Annotated in this window: 20 protein-coding genes; 7 read left to right on the top strand and 13 right to left on the bottom strand. The window is 53.5% G+C overall.

What is annotated here, in order from left to right:
* The first annotated feature begins 114 nt into the window (after positions 1-114).
* Positions 115-1,038 carry an outer membrane permeability protein SanA gene (sanA, locus tag J1778_RS22395; RefSeq protein ID WP_217175035.1) on the top strand — a complete coding sequence of 308 codons (924 nt, stop codon included), beginning with the start codon at positions 115-117 and terminating at the stop codon, positions 1,036-1,038.
* Positions 1,039-1,145: 107 nt separating this feature from the next.
* Here sanA and mglC read toward each other — a convergent pair whose 3' ends face one another.
* The 7 genes from mglC to J1778_RS22360 form a co-directional block, all read right to left on the bottom strand.
* Positions 1,146-2,156, bottom strand: coding sequence for a galactose/methyl galactoside ABC transporter permease MglC (mglC, locus tag J1778_RS22390; protein WP_217175034.1), 1,011 nt, complete (start codon positions 2,154-2,156; stop codon positions 1,146-1,148).
* Between the two features lie 18 nt (positions 2,157-2,174).
* Positions 2,175-3,710 (bottom strand): galactose/methyl galactoside ABC transporter ATP-binding protein MglA, encoded by a 1,536-nt coding sequence (mglA, locus tag J1778_RS22385; RefSeq protein ID WP_217175033.1) that lies wholly within the window; start codon positions 3,708-3,710, stop codon positions 2,175-2,177.
* 268 nt (positions 3,711-3,978) lie between these two features.
* On the bottom strand, positions 3,979-4,977 hold the full coding sequence (mglB, locus tag J1778_RS22380) for a galactose/glucose ABC transporter substrate-binding protein MglB (RefSeq protein ID WP_217175032.1): 999 nt from the start codon (positions 4,975-4,977) through the stop codon (positions 3,979-3,981).
* A 249-nt stretch (positions 4,978-5,226) separates the two neighbouring features.
* The gene (galS, locus tag J1778_RS22375; RefSeq protein ID WP_217175031.1) at positions 5,227-6,258 is read right to left on the bottom strand and encodes an HTH-type transcriptional regulator GalS; all 1,032 of its coding nucleotides are present in this window, start codon (positions 6,256-6,258) and stop codon (positions 5,227-5,229) included.
* 270 nt (positions 6,259-6,528) lie between these two features.
* Positions 6,529-7,683 carry a DUF418 domain-containing protein YeiB gene (gene yeiB / locus J1778_RS22370; RefSeq protein WP_217175030.1) on the bottom strand — a complete coding sequence of 385 codons (1,155 nt, stop codon included), beginning with the start codon at positions 7,681-7,683 and terminating at the stop codon, positions 6,529-6,531.
* Positions 7,684-7,797: 114 nt separating this feature from the next.
* Entirely contained in the window at positions 7,798-8,463 is a 666-nt protein-coding gene (folE, locus tag J1778_RS22365) for a GTP cyclohydrolase I FolE (protein WP_217175029.1), read from the bottom strand.
* A gap of 126 nt (positions 8,464-8,589) precedes the next feature.
* On the bottom strand, positions 8,590-9,717 hold the full coding sequence (locus tag J1778_RS22360; protein ID WP_217175028.1) for a YbfB/YjiJ family MFS transporter: 1,128 nt from the start codon (positions 9,715-9,717) through the stop codon (positions 8,590-8,592).
* A gap of 199 nt (positions 9,718-9,916) precedes the next feature.
* Between J1778_RS22360 and ptrR the strand changes: the two genes are divergently transcribed.
* From ptrR to fghA, 3 genes are read left to right on the top strand one after another with little or no spacing between them, the layout of a single operon-like run.
* Positions 9,917-10,846 carry a putrescine utilization regulator PtrR gene (ptrR, locus tag J1778_RS22355; RefSeq protein WP_217175027.1) on the top strand — a complete coding sequence of 310 codons (930 nt, stop codon included), beginning with the start codon at positions 9,917-9,919 and terminating at the stop codon, positions 10,844-10,846.
* Positions 10,847-10,890: 44 nt separating this feature from the next.
* Positions 10,891-12,015 carry an S-(hydroxymethyl)glutathione dehydrogenase/class III alcohol dehydrogenase gene (locus J1778_RS22350; protein ID WP_217175026.1) on the top strand — a complete coding sequence of 375 codons (1,125 nt, stop codon included), beginning with the start codon at positions 10,891-10,893 and terminating at the stop codon, positions 12,013-12,015.
* Between the two features lie 11 nt (positions 12,016-12,026).
* Positions 12,027-12,884 (top strand): S-formylglutathione hydrolase, encoded by an 858-nt coding sequence (fghA, locus tag J1778_RS22345; protein ID WP_217175025.1) that lies wholly within the window; start codon positions 12,027-12,029, stop codon positions 12,882-12,884.
* A gap of 608 nt (positions 12,885-13,492) precedes the next feature.
* Here the strand turns inward: fghA and gsiD are convergent.
* The 5 genes from gsiD to J1778_RS22320 form a co-directional block, all read right to left on the bottom strand.
* Complete coding sequence (gene gsiD, locus J1778_RS22340) at positions 13,493-14,413, bottom strand: glutathione ABC transporter permease GsiD (RefSeq protein WP_217175024.1); 921 nt, start codon at positions 14,411-14,413, stop codon at positions 13,493-13,495.
* A gap of 8 nt (positions 14,414-14,421) precedes the next feature.
* Positions 14,422-15,342, bottom strand: coding sequence for a glutathione ABC transporter permease GsiC (gene gsiC, locus J1778_RS22335; protein ID WP_217175023.1), 921 nt, complete (start codon positions 15,340-15,342; stop codon positions 14,422-14,424).
* A gap of 109 nt (positions 15,343-15,451) precedes the next feature.
* On the bottom strand, positions 15,452-17,008 hold the full coding sequence (gsiB, locus tag J1778_RS22330; RefSeq protein WP_217175022.1) for a glutathione ABC transporter substrate-binding protein GsiB: 1,557 nt from the start codon (positions 17,006-17,008) through the stop codon (positions 15,452-15,454).
* 59 nt (positions 17,009-17,067) lie between these two features.
* Complete coding sequence (gsiA, locus tag J1778_RS22325; protein WP_217175021.1) at positions 17,068-18,924, bottom strand: glutathione ABC transporter ATP-binding protein GsiA; 1,857 nt, start codon at positions 18,922-18,924, stop codon at positions 17,068-17,070.
* Positions 18,921-19,928 carry an isoaspartyl peptidase/L-asparaginase family protein gene (locus J1778_RS22320; protein ID WP_217175020.1) on the bottom strand — a complete coding sequence of 336 codons (1,008 nt, stop codon included), beginning with the start codon at positions 19,926-19,928 and terminating at the stop codon, positions 18,921-18,923. Before J1778_RS22320 ends, gsiA begins: the two co-directional genes overlap by 4 nt.
* 276 nt (positions 19,929-20,204) lie before the next feature.
* On the opposite strand from J1778_RS22320, the gene tsgA (J1778_RS22315) reads away from it, so the two are divergent.
* The gene (gene tsgA, locus J1778_RS22315; protein ID WP_217175019.1) at positions 20,205-21,401 is read left to right on the top strand and encodes an MFS transporter TsgA; all 1,197 of its coding nucleotides are present in this window, start codon (positions 20,205-20,207) and stop codon (positions 21,399-21,401) included.
* Between the two features lie 15 nt (positions 21,402-21,416).
* On the opposite strand, the gene J1778_RS22310 is transcribed toward tsgA (J1778_RS22315), so the two are convergent.
* Positions 21,417-22,364 carry a LysR family transcriptional regulator gene (locus tag J1778_RS22310; RefSeq protein WP_217175018.1) on the bottom strand — a complete coding sequence of 316 codons (948 nt, stop codon included), beginning with the start codon at positions 22,362-22,364 and terminating at the stop codon, positions 21,417-21,419.
* A gap of 158 nt (positions 22,365-22,522) precedes the next feature.
* On the opposite strand from J1778_RS22310, the gene xapA reads away from it, so the two are divergent.
* Both xapA and tsgA (J1778_RS22300) read left to right on the top strand, forming a co-directional pair.
* Positions 22,523-23,356 (top strand): xanthosine phosphorylase, encoded by an 834-nt coding sequence (gene xapA / locus J1778_RS22305; RefSeq protein WP_217175017.1) that lies wholly within the window; start codon positions 22,523-22,525, stop codon positions 23,354-23,356.
* A 9-nt stretch (positions 23,357-23,365) separates the two neighbouring features.
* Positions 23,366-24,562, top strand: coding sequence for an MFS transporter TsgA (gene tsgA, locus J1778_RS22300; RefSeq protein WP_217175016.1), 1,197 nt, complete (start codon positions 23,366-23,368; stop codon positions 24,560-24,562).
* The last annotated feature ends 25 nt before the right edge of the window (positions 24,563-24,587 follow it).

Raw genomic sequence — 24,587 nt, 5'->3', positions numbered from 1 at the left:
AAAGTGCTGAAAAAACCCGCGAAGCCGGTCGTTGCAGAGTCCAACGTATTGCGAACCCCGAAGAGGTAAAGTAGCCTTGGATCCGATTTCCATCTGGTCATAACAGGGATACCTATGATTAAGCGACTTATAGCTGGCGTTTTCGGCATCATTGTTCTGATGCTGGCAGTCGCTATTGGGCTTGATCAGTGGATCAGCTTACGCACCCAGCCCTACATTTATGACGAAGTGCAGACCCTGCCGCATCGTCAGGTCGGTGTGGTACTCGGTACGTCAAAATATTACCGCACCGGCGTGATCAACCAGTATTACCTGTACCGCATTCAGGGCGCGATTAATGCCTACAACAGTGGCAAAGTAAAATACCTGCTGCTCAGTGGTGACAATGCGCAGCAAAGTTATAATGAGCCCAGCACCATGCGGCGGGATCTGATTGCCGCCGGTATCCCGGCCAGTGACATTGTGCTCGACTACGCCGGATTCAGAACGCTCGACTCCATCGTGCGCACCCGTAAAGTCTTCGACACCAATGATTTCATCATCATCACCCAGCGTTTCCATTGCGAACGTGCGCTGTTTATCGCGCTGCATATGGGCATTCAGGCGCAATGTTTTGCCGTGCCTTCGCCGAAAAACATGCTCAGTGTACGCAGCCGTGAAATTTTCGCCCGTCTGGGCGCGCTGACCGATTTGTATCTGCTTAAACGCGAGCCCCGTTTCCTCGGACCGCTGATCCCGATCCCTGCGATACACAATATTCCTGATGATGCGCAGGGCTATCCGGCGGTAACACCGGAACAACTGCTGGCGTTACAGCAGCAACTGGAAGCCGAGAAGAAAGCCGCTCTCGCCAAAGCTGCGGCTGACAAGGCAGCAGCAGATAAAGCCGCCGCGGACAAAGCTGCCGCAGAACAAGCGGCAAAACTTAAAGCCGAGCAGGAAGCCAATGAAGCTGCTCAGGCTGAAACTGAGGATACCGAACCTGCCCCGCAACCTGAACCGCCGAAACCGGTGGGCAGAAATCCATTCCGGCAGTGAGAACCGGACTGCTCCCCCCCCTGCGAAGGCAAGTAGCAAAGACCAGCCCTTCTTCACGACAGCAAAAAGGCCGCATAAGCGGCCTTTTGTTTTTACTACCTGATAGCTTATTTTTTCTTGGCGTATTTCAAAGAGTCCAGCGCCACCGCGAAGATGATGATGCTGCCTTTGATGATGTACTGCCAGTAAGGGTTCACACCGATGTAAGTCAGACCGTAGTTGATGACGGTGAAAATCAGTACACCGGTTACCACACCTGCCACAGAACCCACACCACCGGCGAATGACACGCCGCCGACCACGCAGGCAGCGATGGCATCGAGTTCGTACATAAAGCCGAGGTTGTTGGTCGCACTGCCGATACGCCCTGCTTCCAGCAAACCACCGAAGGCATAGAACACACCAGAGAGTGCATAAATCATGATCAGGTTTAAAGGTACGTTAACGCCTGAAACTTTCGCGGCTTCCGGGTTACCGCCGATTGCGAAGATGTTTTTACCGAAGCGCGTTTTGTTCCACAGCACCCAGACGAAGGCGATAGCAATGACCGCATAGAAGGTGATGTAGGAGAGCTTCAGACCGCCCAGATGGATAAAGCCCTGTGCGAACTTCGAGAACGCCGGATCGAAACCGGCAATCGGTGAGGAGCCCACATAGTCGTAATACAGGGAGTTAATCCCGTAAACGATAATCATGGTACCCAGCGTGGTGATAAACGGCGTCACGTTCAGGTAGGCAATAATTACACCGTTAAGCAAACCGATCAGCGCACCGACGATACACACGGTCAGAATGACCAGCGGGATCGGCACGACTTCCAGATGCGGGAAGACTTTGTTGACGTTATCCATCGCCTGCAACATGGTTGCCGCGACGACCGCTGCCAGACCGACCTGACGACCCGCAGAAAGGTCGGTACCTTGTGTGACAATCAGACCCGCCACCCCGAGCGCGATGATAACGCGTACTGAAGATTGCGTAAGAATGTTACTTAAGTTCACCAGACTGAGGAAGCTCGGATCCTGGATGATGATAATGGCCAGTAAGACCAGCAGTACCACATAAATCCCGCCCTCTTTTAAATAAGTGAGCATACTTTTCTTATTTAATGCTTTCATAATAAGAACCCTTAAAAATTAGAGATGCAAGGAAGCCAGGCGTAATATTTCATTCTGCGAAGTCGTTTTTGTTTCAACAATACCCGCAACCTGTCCATTACTCATAACCAATATTCTGTCAGTAATACCCAGCAACTCAGGCATTTCAGAGGAGATAATAATGATCCCCTTCTCTTTTTTAGCCAACTCGGTGATTAACTGGTAAATTTCAAATTTAGCGCCAACGTCAATCCCACGAGTTGGTTCATCCAGCATTAATATTTCAGGATTGGTTAATAACCAGCGCCCGATAATAACTTTTTGCTGGTTCCCGCCAGACAAAGAGCCAATACTGGTTTTATGCCCTGGTGTTTTCACGCGCATGGAGTCGATAACCCACTGGGTATCGCTTTTCATACGCGCGGTGTCGAGCAATCCGGCTTTATTTTTATATTGACGGATGTTCGAAATCAGCGAGTTAAAACCGATATCCAGATACGCATAAATACCGGTTGAACGACGCTCTTCAGTCACCAGCGCAAAACCATGATTAATGGCTTCATTGGCGCTGTGATTGTTAATTTTTTTGCCGTGCAATTTAATGGTTCCGGAAACTTTCTCACGGATGCCAAATAATGTTTCAACGATGTCTGTACGTTTCGCACCGACCAGACCGGCAATCCCGAGGATTTCCCCTTTGTGCAAATCAAAGGAAATATCACGGATCGAAGGCTGACGCAGTGAAGTCAGATTCCGCACTTCGAGGATCACTTCACCCGGGACGTTCTGCCGGTCCGGGAAGCGCTGACTGAGTGAACGGCCTACCATCATGGAAATGATTCTGTCCATGTCGAGGCCTTCAAGCGACTGAGTGGCAATCCACTGACCGTCACGCAGGATGGTGATTTCATCACACAGCTGGAAAATTTCTTCCATTTTATGAGAGATATACACAATGCCGCAGCCGCGATCTTTCAGCTTACGGATAATCGTGAACAGGTGGTTCACTTCCTTTTCCGTCAGGGAAGATGTCGGTTCGTCCATAATGACGATTTTGGCATTGTAGGAAAACGCCTTGGCGATTTCGATCATCTGCATCTGGGAAACAGATAATTTACCGACCTTATCGCGCGGGTCGATATCAATATCCAGCTCATCAAAAATCGCTTTGGTATCTTTGTACATTTTGTCCTGATCGACAAAAATGCCTTTGGTCGGATAACGTCCCAGCCACATGTTGTCCATGACGGTACGTTGTAACACCAGGTTTAATTCCTGATGCACCATCGACACACCTTGCTCAAGCGCTTCTTTGGAGCTTTTAAAATTAACTTCCTGTCCCTGAAAAAGAATCGTACCGGAGTCTTTGCTGTAAATTCCGAACAGACATTTTAATAATGTGGATTTACCCGCGCCATTTTCACCCATTAAGGCATGGATGGAATGCGGACGCACTTTTAAATTCACATTATCTAACGCCTTAACGCCTGGGAATGATTTATTAATGCCGCTCATTTCCAGCAGGAATTCACCTGGCTTTTCTGTTTTTGTGTCAGATAACGAAATATCGGCCATAGTTGTACCTGGCTAAAGATAAAAATAAACGGATGTATTAATACCTGATGTCAGTAATGCAGCCGGTAAGCGAACTTACCGGCTGCATCATGGCATGACGTCCTGTCAGACAAGCATTAACGTCTCAATACCCTTCATACTTATTTTGGGTATAACACTTACTATTTTTACGGCTTAACCGCCATATTAATTGCCACTGCTTAGCTTTGTTTTTCTTTATTGCTGTCTGTCAGTCTTGATGCTTACTACATAAAACTAAAAGTCAGTCTTATTTCGTGAAAGTAGACAGATTATCTTTATCTACAGCCACGTAAGGAATACGAACGACTTTATTTTCAACTTTCCAGTTGGTGCCATCCGCTGCGGATTTGCCTGCAGCCAGATTTTTAGCCAGCTCAAATGTTGCTTTAGCCTGGTTGCTTGCATCGTTCAGCACGGTACCGGCCATTGCGCCAGATTTAACCAGTGCCAGCGCTTCTGGCAACGCATCCACACCGAAGACCGGAATGCTGGATTTGTTATGAGATTTCAGTGCTTCTACAGCGCCCATAGCCATTGCGTCGTTGTTGGCGATAACCACTTCGATTTTATTAGCATTAGGACCGGACAACCATGCGTCCATTTTGTCTTTCGCCTGAGCGGTATCCCACATGGCGGTGTCGAGTTGCAGCTGATCAGTTTTCAGGCCTTCTTTGCCATTCAGGGTGCTGATCACGTATTTGGTACGCGCTTCAGCATCCGGGTGGCCAGGTTCGCCTTTGATCAGCACATACTGGATGGTGCCGTCTTTGTTCAGATCCCAGGCCGGGTTAGCTTTCCAGTGTTTAGCAATCAGCTCACCCTGGATAACGCCGGATTCTTTAGAGTCAGTCCCGACGTAATACGCTTTGTCGTAGCTGTCTAAATCTTTACGGGAAGGTTCTTTGTTATAGAAAACGACAGGAATGCCAGCACCGCGGGCTTTCTCAATGATTACCGGGGCAGCAGCCGGGTCAACCAGGTTGATGGCCAACGCTTTAACACCCTTCGCCAGCATAACGTCAACCTGGTCATTCTGGGTGGACTGGCTGTTTTGCGAGTCATTCATCAGCAGTTGCACATCTGGAGAAGCTTTTGCGTCTTTCTCGATGGCTTTGCGAACTTCGGACATGAAGTTGTCATCATATTTATAGATAGTGACGCCGATTTTAGTATCAGCAGCATGCGCGGCAAAACCAAACATCATGCTTGCAGCCAGAGTCGCCAGGGTGAAGACCTTCTTATTCATTTGTATCTCCGGTTATGTAGGGTGTTACAGAATTTGGCACCGGAAATCCATGCGGGAGCAGTACAGTTCCACGCTATGTTCGCGGGTGCCTGCCATCCTTGACTTATAACGTCCTGACTCGCTGTGAAACAAGTCCGCCAGGCGGACCCAAATTGAATCATATTGAAAACGAATGAATCATAATGTGCTCGATGTTAATAAACTGTGAAAGTTCTCACAGATTGAAAACGGTTACATCGCGTTATTTGATCAATAAGTGACGGGTGCCACATTTTGCCATGGTGACACCGAATGGCGTCTGACCAGCGTCGGCATAAAACAATGTGAAACGCCCGCAGATAGCTGTTCTGCCGCACCTTTTAGGGCCAGTTCGGTCGCCAGCGTCGCCATCGAAACGATGGGATAGCGCACCGTCGTCATCTTCGGACTGGTATAGCGGGCGATGGGAATATCATCAAAACCAATCAGGGAAAAATCGTCAGGAATGTTAATTCCGTTTTCTTTCAACACTGCCATCGCCCCCGCCGCCATCGAATCGTTATACGTAAACACCGCACTCAGATGTAAATTACGGCCGAGCAATTCCACCATCGCCGCCTCCCCGCCCTGCAAATCGGGGGAACTTTGTGCCCGCCACGCAGCAGGCGGCGCGTCACCGGTCTGATGTGCCTGCGTCATTGCCTGTGAATAGCCCTGATAGCGCTGCAAATCGTCTTCAATACCGTGGCTGGATCCGATATAGCCAATACGCTGATGCCCTTGCGAAAGCAGCAAACGGGTCGCCATTTCCGCGCCGCTGACATTATCGAGCCAAACACAACGATGTTCGTAGCCCGGAATAACCCGGTTAATCAGCACCATGCCGGAAACCTGATCCATAAAGCGCGAAAGCTCGTCATCTCCCAGCGCTTTGGAATGCACAATCAGCGCGTTACAGCGTTGACGAATCAAAACCTCAATGGCATGCCTTTCTTTTTCGGCAATATGATAGCTGTTACCTATCAGGACATATTTCTGATGCTGCTGGGCAACGGTATCCACCGCTTTGACCAGTGCGCCAAAAAAGGGGTCGGAAACGTCCATCACGACTACGCCGATAGTGTCGCTGCTTTGTGTCGCCAGCGCCTGCGCATTGGCATTTGGCCGGTATCCCAGCGTGGCGACTGCCTGCAAAACCTGTTCGCGCGCTTCTTTGCTGGCGATTGCCGGGTTGTTCAGAACACGTGAAACGGTGGCGACAGAAACGCCCGCCAGCCGGGCAACATCACGAATGGTGACCATGCGTCGCTCCGTGATCAGCCAGAGAATGGTAAGGAGGAATACGGAAATTTTTGACCCAGGAAGTAAAAAATGCAGACAAAGAGAAGCGAGGTGAAGTGCTCATGGCGTTTCCTTTATTAGTGTAGTGGTCGTCGGACTGGCACGACCGCTATCCTAATCATTTTGTGAAAACGCCTGCGTGAATCTCGTCACAGGAAAGAAAACGTTTACATACAATTCTGCAACCTTCATCCCAAATCTATCATTTAGGATGATGTATCGACCCCAGGCTCAGGCGGTTTTCAGTTCTTCGCCCGCAGCTTTCGCTGTCAGCTTACGCCATAACCACTCCACCGGCCCCTGTCTGAAACGACGCAACCACAGCAGCGTTACCAGTAAATTGCACGCCCAGACCAGCGGCACCAGCGCAACCAGCTGTAGCCGGTCGAAGTGCTGGTAGAAGCCGAAAACATTGAAGAATGTGATGCAGATAAGTGTCTGTAACAGATAGTTGGTCAGCGCCATGCGCCCGACTTGTGAAACCCAGCGCGTCAGGTGCCAGCGGGAGATGTGCGGCCAGAAGCCGTAACACAGCGCCAGATAGCTGACAGCCTGCATCAGGGAGCCGATTTCACGGGGTACCTGCAGCAAAAAACCACTCCAGCGGTAGTCCCAGCCGGTGCGGTATTGCATGTATATCGCCGGAATTTGTATCAGCAATGAAAGCGGTAACAGCACCCCGGCGACTTTACGGTAATGCGAAGGGCGGAACTCGCCTTTCAGCCATCCGCTGCGCATCAGACCGGAACCGATGAGCATGGCGCCCGCCAGTTCCCAGCCATATTGCGCGCCGATCGCCAGCAGACTGGACGACAGCAAATCGAGCCGGTTCTGAATGGCTTCCCAGCCGCCTTTCAGCCGCCAGTATTGTTCATACTGAATTTCTGCCGGTCCCGGAAGCCAGAAACTGCCAGGCTTGGGTGAACTGATCAGCCCGAGCATGGCCAGTACCGCCACGCCAATCAGATACAAAATGATGCCCGTTGAAATCAGCGACTGACTGCTGCGCCCTTCCCGCACCATCCGCCAGCACACCAGGCCGATCAGCCCGTAAGACAGCAAAATATCGCCATCCCACAGCAAGGTCGCGTGTAAAAATCCGCACAGCAACAGAATCGAAAGACGCGCCTGTATCCAGTGCTTGCCTCGCGGCAGCAGCAAATACAGCCCGCCGCCAAACAGCATCGCGAACATCATCAGGAATTTGCCCTGCGCCACGGCGTCGAGCACCGCCCATGTCCAGGTATCAGAAGTCGACGGTGTTCCGGCAAATGCCGGATTCAGGTACGCGGCTTTCGGTAAACCGAAGGCGCTGATATTGAGCAGAAGAATGCCAAAAATGGCGAGACCACGGGCAAAGTCGAGCGTGGCAATACGTGAGCGCATACCTGGCGTTCCTGTTAACGGTAAGGAGCTGATAATTGTGCGGGCTCCAGACAGACTAACGGCACCCTGAAGGTGCCGCAATATTAAAGTGTCTGACCGGTTAAAACGCCGCCCTTAGCTGGCGTGTCTCACCGTTCTTAAAAATTCTTGTCGGGTGTTCTGGCTGGACTTAAATAATCCGCCCAGAGAAGTCGTGGTCGTTGCGCTGGTCGCGTCACGCACACCGCGCGCTTTCACGCAGTAATGCACCGCGTCAATGGAAACCGCCACGTTGGTGGTGCCGAGCAGGGTTTGCAAAGCCACCAGAATCTGCTGGGTCAGACGTTCCTGAACCTGCGGGCGCTGCGAGAAGAACTGCACGATGCGGTTGATTTTCGACAGACCAATCACGGTATCTTTCGGGATGTACGCCACGGTCGCTTTGCCGTCGATGGTCACGAAATGGTGTTCGCAGGTGCTGGTCAGGGTGATATCGCGCACGGTGACCATCTCATCCACCTTCATCTTATTTTCGATGACGGTGATTTTCGGGAAGTTAGCGTAATCGAGCCCGGAGAAGATTTCATCCACATACATCTTGGCGATGCGGTGCGGCGTTTCCGCCAGACTGTCATCGGAAAGATCCAGATTAAGAAGCTGCATAATACCGGTCATATGTTCCTGGATCCGCTGCTTGCGCGTTTCATTGTCGATCGGCAAAGCTTCACGCAGAGGGGTTTCCAGACCACGGGCTAACAGGGCCTCGTGAACCAAAATGGCTTCTTTACTCAGGATTGGCATTCTTTCTTTCTCCGGCAGATGTAATCACTTTGACGCAGATCACGCTAAAGTGAGGTGGCTTACTGTAGAGGAGAGCCGGTTCAGAATCCAGTGATAGTGTTTCATGATGGATGAAATAGCTGCAACTTATCGGTTATCACGTAAGACCAGCGTACCTGCAACAATGAAACCGGCCAGCGCGACATACAGCGCAGGCTCCAGCCGGTGCGTCAGCGCGGTAGAAATCGCCGACAGAACCGGGCCAAATAACTGACCCACGGCATAACCGGTGGTCAGCAATCCGGCCATATAGCGGCTGTGATTGGGCGCCAGTTCGCGGCTGCACTGTAAGGCCAGCTGCACCACGCTGAGGAAACCACCGCCGGTCAGCAATGCCCCGAGTACCAGCCCGGTCACGCCCGGCACCACTTCCGCACATAAAATTCCCAGCCCCTGCGCCCATAAGGTCAGCGCCAGGCGCTTATGCGTCGTCAGACAATGCCGGGTCAGAATACCGATGACGATGCCGACAACCGCTGCGCCCCCAAACACCGGCCAGACGAACTGGGCGAACAGGCTGTCAGGGAAACGCGCACTCGCCATCTGCGATAGAAACGTCGCCGGCAGGATGTAACCAAAGCCCGCCAGACTGTAGCTCCACACCAGACGTTTCAGCGCAGGCGTCATCACCAGCGGTTCCGTCGCCATATGAGAACGGTGCAAATCGCCTTTTCGTGGCAGGTTCGGCGTAATAATTGCCACGAAAATCAGCGCCAGCGCACCGTACACGCACCAGGCCTGTGCCGAGGTCAGTTGTAAACTGTGGATACCCACCGCTAACATACCACTGAGGAAAATCCCCGCGCCCGGCCCGGCGAACACCGCGGCACTCAATGCAGGACGACCATAATGCGCCAGCCGTTCGTTACACCACGCTGACACCATCACCATCGCCCAGCCACTGGTCCAGCCGATGAGAAAGCGCACAATGCTGTGCAGCACTTCGCCGGAAATCACCGCCGACAATAATGTCAGGATCACGCCGCCCCACACGCCCAGCCACAAACGGCGTTCGAGATGTTTGCTGGCACGCATACCATCGAATGCGCCGCACAGATAACCGAGATAGTTGAACGCCGCGACCAGCCCCGCGCCGGTCAGACTGAACTGATGTTCAGCTATCATTAAAGGAACCTGCGGCGTAAAGGCGAAGCGCCCGATACCCATCGCAACCACAAAAGCCAGAAAACCACTTAGCGCAATACGAAAAGCCATAACTGCTCCGTCACAAGAAACCTCGATGCAACATATCAGAAACAATGAATAAACATACTCAAAGCCTGTTGCCGAAAACAGCAGATTTCTTAAAAGAAAGTTAATTGGAAGTTGTGGCTATGATGCCTTATGAGTACAATCACGAAAACTGAATAATACAAACCAAGTTGTTTACGATTAGAGAACACAGGAACCCATCATGGATCTGACTCAGTTACGGATGTTTTGCTGCGTAGCGGAAACCGGTTCGCTGGCGCGTGCGGCAGAGCAGTTACATCGCGTGCCATCAAACCTGACCACCCGTTTGCGCCAGCTCGAACTCGAACTGGGCACTGATTTGTTCATCCGAGAAAAACAGCGCATCCGCCTTTCCGCGATGGGTCACAACTTCCTTAACTACGCCGAGCGCATTCTTGCGCTGAGCGACGAAGCCATGAGCATCACGCATGCCGGTGAACCTGCCGGGAATTTCGCGCTGGGTTCGATGGAAAGCACGGCGGCAACACGTCTGCCGACATTGCTGGCAGCCTATCATCAGAAATTCCCCCAGGTCGCGTTATCGCTGGTGACCGCCACGTCCGGTGAAACCATCGACAGCGTCCGTGCCGGACGTCTCGCTGCAGCACTGGTTGATGGCCCGGTCGATTTTGACGACATCAACGGCTGTATCTCTTTTCGTGAACGGATGGTGGTGATCAGTCCGCTGGGCGAATCGCCACTGGATGTGCCCGCCGGTCGCAGCGGTCATACCGTTTTTGCGTTTCGCCCGAGTTGTTCCTACCGCCAGCGTTTGCAGGGCTGGATCAAGCATATGAGTGTGCCGGTCACCAATACGATGGAGATTCAGTCCTATCATTCGATGATGGCCTGCGTCGCCAGCGGCGCGGGTATCGCCATGATCCCGCGTTCGGTGCTGGAACAATTGCCCGGCCACGAGCGGGTAGAAATTCACGAAATTCCGGATGAGTTCGCCGATACCGCTACCTGGCTTATCTGGCGCAGGGATGCGTTCAGCCCGAATGTCCGGGCGCTGAAAGAACTGATTATCGAACAGAATGACGGTGTGATCCCGTTACTGAAACACCCGCTGGCTGGCGAACATGACCCGGCCTTGCATCCGACTTATTAACCTGAAATCTGATTAAGCTAAAAACACCTGACTGGAGCTACATAATGGAAATGATTAAAACGCGTGCGGCCGTCGCCTGGGGCCCGAATCAACCTCTGTCCATCGAAGAAGTCGATTTGATGCCACCACAAAAAGGCGAAGTGCTGGTGCGGATCGTCGCCACCGGTGTTTGCCATACTGATGCTTACACACTGTCCGGCAAAGATCCGGAAGGTGTTTTCCCGGCGATCCTCGGCCATGAAGGCGGCGGTATCGTTGAAGCCGTTGGAGAAGGCGTCACCAGCGTGGCTGTCGGCGATCACGTGATCCCGCTGTACACACCGGAATGTGGCGAGTGTAAGTTCTGTAAATCCGGCAAAACCAACCTGTGTCAGGCAATCCGTACCACTCAGGGTAAAGGTCTGATGCCGGACGGCACCACCCGTTTCTTCAAAGACGGCAAGCCGATTTTCCATTACATGGGCACCTCGACTTTCTCCGAATACACCGTCGTCCCTGAGATTTCTCTGGCGAAAATCAACAAAGAAGCGCCGCTGGAAGAAGTGTGTCTGCTGGGTTGCGGCGTGACCACCGGTATGGGCGCGGTAATGAACACCGCTAAAGTCAAAAAAGGCGACACCGTGGCGATCTTCGGTCTGGGTGGCATCGGTCTTTCGGCGATTATTGGCGCGGTCATGGCGGGCGCAGGCCGCATCATTGGTATCGACCTGAACACCAGCAAGTTCGATCTGGCGCGTAAACTCGGCGCAACGGATCTGATCAACCCGAAAGATTACGATAAGCCGATTCAGGACGTCATCGTCGAAATGACCGACGGCGGCGTGGACTTCTCCTTCGAATGTATCGGCAACGTGAACGTGATGCGTTCCGCGCTCGAATGCTGCCACAAAGGCTGGGGCGAATCCGTCATCATCGGCGTGGCCGGTGCCGGTGAAGAAATCTCCACCCGACCGTTCCAGCTGGTGACCGGGCGCGTATGGCGTGGTTCTGCATTTGGTGGCGTGAAAGGCCGCAGCCAGCTGCCGGGCATTGTGCAACGTTATCTGGACGGCGAATTCGCCCTGAACGATTTCATCACCCACACCCTGCCGCTGGAAGAAATCAACGAAGCTTTTGACCTGATGCACGAAGGGAAATCTATCCGCACGGTTATTCATTTTAATAAGTAAGGAATGTTTCGATGAGCAGCTCGATTGAACTACTCGAAGAACACCGGATGTTTGGCGGCTGGCAACAGCGCTACCGCCATACGTCTGCGAGCCTGAATTGCAGCATGACGTTCAGCATTTATCTGCCACCGGCGAAGGACGATGCACCGCCGCCGGTGCTGTACTGGCTGTCGGGCCTGACCTGTAATGATGAAAACTTCACCCTTAAAGCCGGGGCGCAGCGCGTCGCGGCAGAGCTGGGGCTGATTCTGGTGATGCCGGACACCAGCCCGCGTGGTGAAGGTGTCGCCAACGACGAAGGCTACGACCTCGGTCAGGGCGCAGGTTTTTACCTGAACGCCACGCAGTCGCCGTGGGCAGCGCATTACCGGATGTACGATTACCTGCTCGATGAATTGCCTGCGCTGATCAGCGGGCATTTCAAGGTCAGCGATCGTCAGTCGATTTTCGGCCACTCAATGGGCGGCCACGGCGCGCTGATGCTGGCGTTGCGTAATCCGCAGCGTTTCTGTTCTGTGTCTGCCTTTGCGCCCATCGTGAATCCGGCTCAGGTGCCGTGGGGGCGTAAGGCCTTCAGCGCGTATCTGGGTGATGACGAAAGCCAGTGGCTGCAATACGACAGTTGCCACCTGCTGAGTACATTGCCGGCGGATCAAAAAACGTTCCCGATTTTAGTCGATCAGGGCGATGGCGATCAGTTCCTGGCGGATCAGTTGCAGCCGTCAAAACTGGCAGAAATCGCCCGTCAGCGCGGCTGGCCGTTACAACTGCGCGCACAGCCGGGGTACGATCACAGTTACTTCACGATTGCCTCGTTTGTGGAAGATCACCTGCGATTCCATGCGGAGTTTTTGCACTCCGGGGCATGAGTGCGTAATGCCTTTTGATGCTGAATGAGAAAACTTCGGTTTCTCAATGGCTGTGATCACCTGATTCATTGCGTCGAAACCGCCCAAAAGGGGGAAGTGCTTTTCCCCTTTTGGATTTCCCCTCGCTTTTTAACTCCCCGCTATCGCTGTCACGACGGACATGTTCAGGTACATCAGTGAGTGGCGCAAAATGTCATTGCTTTGCGATTCCCTCATTTCAGGATTCGAGCCTTGGGTCTCGAACCGTTTATTCGGTGCCATTTTTGATCGCGTCAATCAACTTTTTTAAAAGATGAAAAACTGTCCGCTGTGATTTTAAGATCATGCGGGCGATTCAGAAAGCTTGCTGAATGAGAGGCTGCAGACCCAAGGCTACAATCCCGAAATGAAGGCACCGCCTGGCGGCAAGATTTCCAGCCGGTCTCGGTAATACCTGAAACATTGCCAGCGAGCGGAGCGTGCAGTTTGAGACGTGGAGATTCCAAAGAGGGCTCGTCTTAGCCCTCTTTGGTCGGTTTCAAACACAGCAGGTCATGTGAAAGTTGTTATTAAGAAACCGAAATCTTCGAGATTCAGTTAAAAAGGGGGCTTTGGGGATCCCCAAAATCTCAATTCTTCAATTTCGGATCCAGCGCATCCCTTAATCCATCGCCCAATAAATTAAACGCCAGTACGGTCAGAAATATTGCCAGACTTGGAAAGATTGCCACGTGCGGCGCCATGACCATGTCGGCGCGGGCTTCGTTGAGCATCGCGCCCCACTCCGGCGTTGGCGGCTGTGCGCCCATGCCGAGGAACGACAGGCTGGCAGCAGTAATAATTGACGTACCGATGCGCATAGTGAAATACACCACTATCGATGACAACGTGCCCGGCAGGATGTGACGGAACAATATTGTGGCGTCGGATGCGCCGATGCTGCGCGCGGATTCAATATAAGTTTGCTGCTTAAGCACCAGCGTATTGCCGCGCACCAGACGTGCGAACGCCGGAATACTGAAGATGGCGACCGCGATGATCACGTTAGACATGCCGTTGCCCATCACCGCCACCACGGCAATCGCCAGCAGAATACCGGGGAAGGCAAACAGCACGTCGCAAACGCGCATGGTGATGCGGTCCCACCAGCCTTCGTAGTAACCGGCCAGTAATCCGAATACCGTGCCGATCGCGGCACCGAGCACCACAGACAGTACGCCAGCGGTGAGTGATATCCGCGTACCCATCAGAATGCGGCTGAAAATATCGCGCCCCAGCGAATCCACGCCGAGCCAGTGAACCAGCGACGGGCCCTCGTTCAGACGGTCATAATCGAAATAGTTTTCCGGATCAAACGGCACCAGCCATGGCGCAAACATCGCCGCGACAATCAGAAACAGGATAAATACACCCGCAATCATCGCAATATGCTGCCTGCGGAATCGGCGCCAGAACGCTTTCCACGGTGTCCGGACCGCCTGTGATTGCGCAGTTCCCGGTGTGATTATCGGCAAACTCGCGAGTACGGCATTTCGCCGCCAGTTTTTCATGCGTTGACTCACTTGTATCGGATGGAAGGGTTGATGACGGCGTACAACATGTCCACCAGCAGATTGATGAGGATGAACTCCAGCGAGAACAGCAGCACTTCTGCCTGTATCACCGGATAATCACGCATCTCAACGGAATCGACCAGCAACCGCCCTAATCCCGGCCAGTTGAAGACTTTTTCCACGACAATCGAGCCGCCAAGCAGGAAGCCAAACTGCAGCCCCATCATGGTGACCACCGGGATCATCGCGTTTCGCAGACCGTGTTTGACCACCACCATCGCCTCATGCACGCCTTTGGCACGTGCGGTGCGCATGTAATCTTCCTGCATAACTTCGACAAATGAAGCGCGGGTAAAGCGGGCCATGATCGCCGCCACGGCCGCGCCGAGCGTAACAGAAGGCAGAATATAATGTTGCCAGCCGTCTGCTCCCACCGTCGGCAACCAGCCCAGTTCTACGGAAAAGATTTGCATCAGCAGCATGCCCAGCGCGAAAGCCGGGAAGGAAATGCCCGAGACAGCCAGCGCCATACCAAGACGGTCCGGCCAGCGGTTGCGCCAGACGGCAGATACCACGCCAATCACCAGTCCGAAAATCACCGACCACACCATGCTGGTCAGCGTCAGCCAGAAAGTCGGCATAAAGCGGGAACTGATTTCATCAATGACCGGGCGTTTTGACACCATCGAGTGACCGAAATCACCGGTCAGCGCATTGCCGAAAAAAGTGAGGAATTGCTGATAAAGCGGTTTATCCAGCCCGAGATCCTGACGTACCAGTGCTACCACGCTGGCATCGGCATCCTGTCCGGCCATCAGCCGTGCCGGATCGCCCGGCAGCAAATGCACAAATAAAAACACCAGCACAGCCACAATCAGCAGTGTCGGGATCAGTCCGAGTAATCGTTTTAAAAAATAATTAAGCATGATTCGCTGTCTGTGATTTCACGGTTCGACATCCATGTTCCGGACCCGGAACACATGAGTTCAGGGCGCGCACGCTGTGCGCCACGCGCCCTGAAAGCTTCACCGCGTATTATTTCACGTCTGCATCATCAAAACTGAACGCCGTATCCGGCATGACATAGAACCCGGTCAGGCGTTTATTTTTCGCCGACACCAGACGTTCGGTCACCAGGAATGCCCACGGTGCATCGGTCCAGATTTGTTTCTGGGCATCGGCGTACAGTTTGGCTTTCTCGGCTTTGTCGGTGGTTTTCAGCGCGTCAGACAGATCTTTATCCACCTGCGCATTGCTGTAGAACGCCGTGTTGAACTGCTTCGGTGGCGCAGCCTGCGTGGAGAACAGCGGCGACAGCGCCCAGTCTGCTTCGCCGGTAGACGCCGACCAGCCAGTATAGAACATGCGGATACCCGCCTCTTTCTGCCCGACGTTCTCAACCTGTGCGGCACGCTGCGCGGCATCCATTGCGGTAACCGTTACTTTGATACCGACCTGCGCCAGCTGCTGCTGGGTGAACTGCAACACTTTCTGCGCCGTGCTGTTGTTGTGCGACGACCACAGCGTAGTGGTGAAACCGTCCGGATAACCGGCTTCTTTCAGCAATTGTTTGGCTTTAGCCGGATCATACGGCCACGGTTTAAATTTCGCGGCGTATTCGATTCCCTGCGGCAGCGGCCCTTCTGATGGCACCGCGTAACCGGCAAAGGCCACTTTGATCAGCGCCTGTTTGTTAATGGCGTAGTTGATTGCCTCACGCACTTTGACGTTATCGAAAGGCTTTTGCGTCACGTTAAAACTGATGTAACGGTGCAGAATCGACGGCGCCGCCACCAGATCCAGCTTATCGTTTTTCTCCAGTAATGCGGCCTGCTCGTAAGGCACAGGGAACGCCAGATCCGCTTCACCGGTTTGCAGCATCGCAGCACGGGTATTGTTATCCACTACCGGGCGCCAGGTGATGGTGTCGAGTTTCGGCTCGCCTTTTTTCCAGTAACCATCGAATTTCTTCACTTTCACGAAATCGGTCTGATTCCATTGTTCCAGCGTGTACGGACCGGTACCGACAGGATGGAAGCCGATGTCTTTGCCGTATTTGGTCAGCGCAGCCGGAGAAATAATCACCGCCGACGGGTGCGCCAGAATGTTGATGAACGCGGAGAACGGTTCTTTCAGCGTAATTTTCACCGTGGTATCATCCACCGCTTCGGTGCTGGCGATATTTTTAAACAGGTTGTAGCGTTTGAGGTGGCTGTCCGGATTGCTCGCGCGGTCAAAGTTAACCTTTACCGCCGCGGCGTTGAAATCTGTGCCGTCCTGGAATTTAATTCCCGGATGCAGTTTGATGGTGTAAACCAGTCCATCTTTGCTGACCGTATAGCTGTCAGCCAGCACGTTTTCCAGCTTCATATCTTTATCAAAGCCAAACAGCCCCTGATAGAAAGATTTAGCCACCGCCTGCGACAGGGTGTCGTTGGCGTCATAAGGATCAAGCGAGGTGAAGTTAGAACCTACCGCGACAACCACGTCTTTCGCCGCCCAGGCAGACGCCGAAGCCAGCGAACCGAAAACAGCGGCAGCGAGCACGGCCTGACGGACAACGTTCTTACCTTTGTGTTTATGCTGATTCATATCAGTTCCTTTCCTGTCATACCCGTTAAAAAGTGGTTCAAGATGAGCCACCATAAAAATCAGTAAACGCCTGCAATGGCGTGCCGGGCAACAAAATGCCCTTCCGCCACCTGAACCAGCGGTGCGACAACCGGCTCATCATTAAGCGCACGAATCGGGCTGGGAATGTCATCCACCAGCAGCGCCTGATCTTTGCGCTTATGACCCGGATCGGCCACCGGCACCGCCGCCATCAGTTTGCGGGTATACGGATGCTGCGGATTTTCAAACACCGCGCGGCGCGAGCCGATTTCCACAATCTGACCGAGATACATCACGGCGACGCGGTGACTGATGCGCTCCACCACCGCCATATCGTGTGAAATAAACAAAAAGGCCAGCCCGAACTCTTTCTGTAAATCCATCAAAAGATTAACGATTTGCGCGCGGATCGATACATCCAGCGCCGATACCGATTCGTCAGCGATCACCACTTTAGGATTGAGTGCCAGTGCGCGTGCGATACAAATTCGCTGCCGCTGACCGCCGGAGAATTCGTGAGGATAGCGCTGCGCATGTTCCGGCAGCAGCCCAACTTTTTCCAGCAGCCACGCGACACGCGCCTCTGCCTCTGCGCCCTTTGCCAGGTTATGCACCAGCAACGGCTCCATAATCGAATACCCGACCGTCAGACGCGGGTCGAGTGACGCATAAGGATCCTGGAAAATAAACTGAATATCGCGGCGCAGATGTTGCAGTGCGCTGCCGCTGATGTCCGTCAGTGTCTTGCCGTCAAAGGTGATGGTACCGCCCTGACTTTTCACCAGTTTAAGCAACGAACGGCCGGTGGTGGATTTTCCGCAACCGGATTCGCCAACCAGCGCCAGCGTTTCACCGGGATGCAAATCAAAACTGACTTTTTCAACCGCATGAACACGACGTGTCACGCGGTTAAAAATACCGCTGCGCAGGTCGAAACGGGTCACCAGATCACGCACCTGCAATATCGGCGGCACACCGGGCGTCAGGGTGTTTTGGATCAGCGCCGGATCGCTTTCTGCTTGATCAGGTAACGGGAATTTCGCCGGCAAGGGTTTTCCGGCCATAGATCCGAGTTTTGGCACCGCCGCCAGCAACGTCTGCGTATAGGGTTCTTGCGGCGTACGAAATATCGCGCCCGCTTCGCCGGTTTCCACGCTGTTACCCTGATGCATGACCAGCACGCGGTCGGCAATCTCCGCCACCACGCCCATGTCGTGGGTGATGAAAATCACGCCCATGTGCATCTCTTTTTGCAGAACACGGATCAGCTGTAAAATCTGTGCCTGAATGGTCACATCCAGCGCCGTGGTCGGTTCATCGGCTATCAGTAACGCCGGTTTGCACGACAACGCCATCGCAATCATCACCCGCTGGCGCATACCACCGGAAAGCTGATGCGGAAAGCTGTCGAGAATATTCCGGGCTTCGGGAATACGCACCAGATCAAGCATGCGTAAGGCTTCGGCACGCGCGGCACGGTGATCTTTGTTCTGATGCAGACGGATGGACTCGGCAATCTGTTCGCCTACCGGAAACACCGGATTGAGCGACGTCATCGGCTCCTGAAATATCATCGCCATATCCGCACCGCGCAGGCTGCGCATGGCGGGCTGCGTCGCCGCCATCAGATCAACCACTTCACCGTTACGGCGTCGAAACTGCATTTCGCCCTGCGTGATCTGCCCGCCGCCCTGCTCAACCAGACGCATCAGCGCCAGCGAGGTGACGGATTTACCGGAACCGGATTCGCCGACTATCGCCAGCGTTTCGCCACGTTTCACCTGAAAACTGAGCTGATTCACCGCCGGGATGATTTGCCCTTCATGCGCGAACTGCACGCTGAGCTGGCTTACCGCCAGAACGTGGTCGGAAGGCAGAGTCAGGGAATGGTTCATGAGCGGTAAATACTGACGACAGGTGCTTCGCCCACGCGGGCAAAGCCGCGGTACATACCTTCACTGTTGAAAGGCAGTTCCACGTTGCCAAATTTATCCACGGCAATCATTCCGCCACTTCCTCCCAGCGGGAGCAATTTTTCCTGCACCACTTTGTGCGTGGCTTCTTCCAGCGTTAAGCCGGCGTATTCCATCAGCGCCGCGACGTCGTAAGCAGCGACGGTACGCATAAACACTTCACCCGTTCCGGTGCTGGAAATCGCCACCGTATTGTTGCTGGCGTAGCACCCTGCGCCAATGATCGGCGAGTCGCCAACGCGTCCGGCCTGTTTGTTAGTCATTCCGCCGGTTGATGTTGCCGCCGCCAGATTACCAAGTTCATCTATCGCCACCGCGCCTACGGTGCCGAATTTATGTTCCGGATCAATCGGTTCGCCTGAAGCATTCAGCGTCGCCCCGTCGTGATCGAGCATCACCCCGGTATCAGCGGCGATGGCGCGCTGCAACTGGTCATAACGTTCCTGAGTGAAAAAATACTCCGGCTCCACCATTTCCTGACCATTGGCACGGGCAAAATCTTCTGCGCCTGCGCCGGTAAACAGCACGTGCGGGCTGTTTTCCAGCACCTTACGGGCAGTCAGAATGGGATTGCGGATATGGCTGACGCCGCAAACCGCGCCGGCATCCAGTGTGCGGCCATCCATAATGCAGGCATCTAATTCATGCGCCCCCTGATGGGTGAATACCGCGCCTTTACCTGCATTAAATAACGGGCATTCTTCCAGCAGGCGCACGGCTTCGGTAACTGCGTCCAACGCGCTGCCACCGGCGGCCAGAATAGCCTGTCCGGCGCTGACAATCCTTTCCAGTTCGGCTAAGTAAAGTTGTTCTTTTTCGGCGCTCATTGCCGCACGGGTTATTGCCCCGGCCCCCCCATGAATAGCGATGACCGGACGCTTCTTGTTCGAAACGGAAGCCGCTGAATTATCAGTAGAAGAACTCATTAGCACTGCACCTTTCGATGTTGTATTTATGTATGGAAGATGTTGACCTGTTTTTTGACTATATTTAGCCCGCTACAGTATGTAAAGCAGAAATGCATCGCCACCAAAATGGCGCTAATTGCTTAGATTGTTTAGGAAAAACAAATGCTGCAATTGAATATACATGCGGGACAAATCACCAGAGAACAGCAATAATAAACGTCCTAATCGCGGGAAAAGCACCTCTGGATAAGCTTACCGCGACTTTTTTATTTTCTCTTTTTAGGAAATCAGTTTATGGAAACTGTTTATAACCGCCCGCGTCTTAATGTGATTTCGTGGCTAAGTTACTTTTTTACAGGGGGACTTGTCTCCACTCTGGGTATTGTTATCGGGCCAGTCGCCACCGCGTTTAATAAAGATCCCGCCTTTATCGGCCTCATGTTCTCACTGATGAACATCGGTTTATTCCTGCCGATCATGATCAGTGGCATCCTGATGCGTAAGTTCGATCTGGGTAAGCAACTGATCACGGGTTCTGTTATCACTATCCTGACCTGTATCGCACTGTTCGTGATGCCTTCGATCACCCTGTTTGGCATCGGTGTTTTCCTGATTGGTGCCACAGCTGGCCTGATGATGTCGATTGGCAGCTATCTGGTTGTGCGAATTAATGACGATCCGAAAAAACGTTCAGCCAACTTAATCTTCACCGACTTCTTCTTTGCGCTTTCCGGCATGACGCTGTCTCTGGTGCTCGGTTTCCTGTTCAAGCATGGCGCGAGCTGGCTGGCGATGTACGGCATCATGGGTACGCTGAGCGTGCTGATGATCCTGCTGTGTGTGGGTCAGAAATTCCCGACCGTGGCTCAGCCGGAAAAAGTGGCGAAAAGCGAGCGTGAAGCGAAAGAGCCTTGGGGCTTCGCGGCTTATGTGTTGTGTTTTGCCCTGTTCGCCTTCGTCTTCAGCGAACTGGTTTTCACCCTGTGGATGCCAAGCTGGTTGCATGAGCATTTCGATCTGGACACTGACAAAGCGGCGATTTACATCACCACTTACTGGATGGTGAAAGCGATTGGCCTGTTCCTGAACCAGTTCACCGTACGTTTTGTGAAACTGCGTACCTTCCTGTTTGCGTCAGCCATCATCGGGTTAATCAGCCTGTTTGTGGTGACACACAATGAGAACACCACGCTGGTGATGATTGCGGTTGGCCTGTTCGGTTTCTGTAACTCCGGTATGTTCTCCGGCCTGATGAGCTACGGCAGCCTGCAGGTGAAAAACTCACCGCCAACGCTGACCTCTGCGCTGCTGACAACGGCTTCCGTCGGTACGCTGATTTTCGCCTCGTTCTCCTCCTTCATTTACCGCGAGTACGGCCTGTTCTGGGCGCTGAATATCGCGACCGTCTCATACGTTCTGCTGGTGCTGGCGGTGATCATCGCCGGTGTGCGCAGTAAAGCGGAAAAAATCCACCGCGAGATGGCGGCATAACATTCCGTCACTTCCTTAACAGCGGGGCTCCGGCCCTGCTGTTTCACGCTTTCCTTCCAGTGAATCCAGAAATCGTGCCGCCGCCGGTGTCACCGAATCCAGCGGATAAATCGCATACAAATCTACCGGCAACCGTTCACTCAGGGCACAGAACCGCACACCAGGCCAGTGAATACGCGCATAACTTTCCGGCAACAGCGTGATGCCATAACCGTTCGCCACCAGCGCCAGCGCCGTTTGCGGCTCATTCACCTGCTGAACGATTTTTGGTAAAAAACCGTGCTGACGGCACATCGAATACAGATAACTGCCCAGACTCGATGCGTTCATCGGCATCAGAATAAAATCCTCATGCGCCAGTTCACCGAGCACGACGCTGTTTTTCATCGCCAGCGGATGATGTTCAGAAATCGCCAGCGCCACGTTTTCGCGCCCCATAAGACGGCTCGACAACCCGTGCGGAAGCGCCAATTTTGCCTCGCGCCAGATACCGATATCAATACGCTGCAACTGCAAAGCATCAATCTGCTGCACAGGCGTCAGTTCTGTCACTGTCCAGCTGATCTCGGGCGCAATACGGGCAAAGCTGTTCAGCGCAGGCATCAGCGGTCCCCAGGCGGCGGTGCCCACGGTACCAAACTGAATGTGCCCGACTTCCCCGCGTCCAATTTTGCGTACCTGATGCAGCGAACGGTTAATGCTGTCGAGCATCAGTCCGGCTTCCCGCATCAGCGCCGCACCGGCAGGTGTCAGCGACACTGACCGCGTGGTACGCAGAAACAACGGCGTGCCAAGCAGATTCTCCAGCTCTTTGATATGCAGACTGAGCGGCGGCTGCGACATATTCAGACGCACCGCCGCCTTGCTGAAACTCAGCTCCTCCGCCACCACGCGAAAGTAGTGCAACAGCCGCAGATTAATCTGGCCGAGATCGAAAACGGAATCGGTAAACGGCCGTGTCATACAGGTCTCCGTGGCATCTTTTATCCTTAAATTTCTGAACATTAGATTTATAGGTTTTGACTATAAATCCCTGCGGATATCGGTATTAGACCGCAACAGCCGCCCACACTAGCATTGCCTTCACTCCCACCCTACTGTGAAAAATGAGAGAAGTGATCATGCTCAATAACAATGCTTTTGACTGCGCCGCCCTTATCCGCCAGCGCGCACCCGGCTTTATTCCGAAAGCCGCCCTGATCCTCGGTTCTGGCCTGGGCGCCTTGTGTGACGATATGTCGGACGCCGTCACCCTTCCTTACAGCGAGCTACCGGGATTCCCGCAAAGCAGCGTTGTCGGTCATGCCGGTGAACTGGTACTTGGCACGCTCGAAGGTGTGCCGGTGATGTGCATGAAAGGCCGCGGCCACATGTATGAAGGCCACGGTATGGCGGTGATGACCAGCGCGGTGCGCACCTGCAAACTGCTTGGCTGTGAATTTCTGCTGGCAACCAATGCCGCCGGTTCGATGCGCAAGGAAGTCGCGCCCGGAAGGCTGGTGGCGCTGACCGATCATGTCAGTTTTATGCCGGAATCGCCGCTGGCGGGTCCGAACGATGACCGCTTTGGTCCGCGTTTTTTCAGCCTCGCCAACGCCTATGACAAAGACTTACGCGCTCAGCTGCACACCGTCGCAGGCAAACTTGACATCGACGTCGCCGAAGGGGTTTTCGCTGCCTATACCGGCCCGAACTTCGAAACACCGGCAGAAATCCGCATGATGCAAATATTAGGCTGCGATGTGGTTGGGATGTCCATCGTGCCGGAAGTGATATCTGCACGCCATTGCGGACTTAAAGTACTGGCGGTCTCCGCCATGACCAACTTTGCTGAAGGGCTTTCCGACACCCCGCTTTCCCACGAGCAAACCCTGAGCTGCGCGAAACTCGCCGTCGGTGATTTCACCCGCCTGATCCGCGCCTTCTTCGCCAGCCTGGCTGCGCCGGCTAAATAAGGAACGGCTATGGAACAGACATTTAACCGCCGGCGGATCAATATGATTTCCTGGCTGAGTTACTTCTTCACCGGTGCGCTGGTTTCTACGCTGGGCATTGTTATCGGCCCTGTTTCGCAGGCTTTTGATAAAGACCCCGGTTTTATCGGGCAAATGTTTACGCTGATGAATATCGGCCTGTTCCTGCCGATTATGATCAGTGGCATCCTGATGCGTAAGTTCGATCCGGGCAAGCAGCTGATTACCGGCTCTGCGGTTTCGGTGCTGACCTGCATCGCGCTTTTTCTTATGCCGACGATCACCATGTTTGGCATTGGCGTGTTCCTGATTGGTGCGGCATCGGGGATTATGATGTCCATCGGCAGTTATCTGGTGGTGCGTATTAATGAGGATGCGAAAAAGCGTTCGGCGAATCTTATTCTCACCGATTTCTTCTTTGCACTTGCGGGCGTGGTGTTATCCCTGCTGCTCGGCTATCTGTTCCAGCACGGCGCAAGCTGGCTGGCGATGTATGGCGTGATGGCGGTGCTGAGCCTGGCGATGATTGTGTTGTGCCTGGGGCAGAAATTCCCTTCCATTCCGCAGGCAGCGCAAACCACATCCGAGACTGACGCTCTGCATCCGCGCTGGGGAGTGTCGGTGTGGGTATTGTGCTTCGCGCTTTTTGCGTTTCTGCTGGCAGAACCGATTTTTACCATGTGGCTGCCGAGCTGGCTGAAAGAGCATTTTGGTATGGCTGCAGACCGGGCTGCGTTTTACATCACCACGTACTGGACGGTGAAATCCATCGGCCTGTTCGTGAATCAGTTCACGGTACGTTTCGTGAAACTGCGTACCTATCTGCTGCTTTCAACGGTCGTCGGGCTGGTTTGTCTGGCAGTTGCCGCCAACAGTGCGCACCCTACGCTGATCCTGATATGTGCCGGTCTGTTCGGGTTCTGTAACTCCGGACTGTTCTCGGGGATCATGAGTTATGGCAGTCTACAGGTCAGAAATTCTCCACCGACACTGACCTCAGCCTTACTGACCATCGGCACGATAGGTACGCTGATTTTCTCCACGCTGTCGTCGCTGGTTTACAGCCAGTACGGCCTGTTCTGGGCACTCAATACCGCCACCCTCGCCTACGGTTTCTTGCTGGTGGCGCTGATTTTCGCCTCCGTCAACAGCAAAGCCGAGGCGCTGGAGCAACAACCCGCGCAGTGATCGCTGAACTTTAAACATAAAAAAG

The organism is Rahnella bonaserana, assembly GCF_019049675.1.
In the GTDB taxonomy this organism is placed as follows: domain Bacteria; phylum Pseudomonadota; class Gammaproteobacteria; order Enterobacterales; family Enterobacteriaceae; genus Rahnella; species Rahnella bonaserana.
The sequence above is the reverse complement of the archived record's forward strand: the minus strand, read 5'-3'. Positions and strand labels throughout refer to the sequence as shown.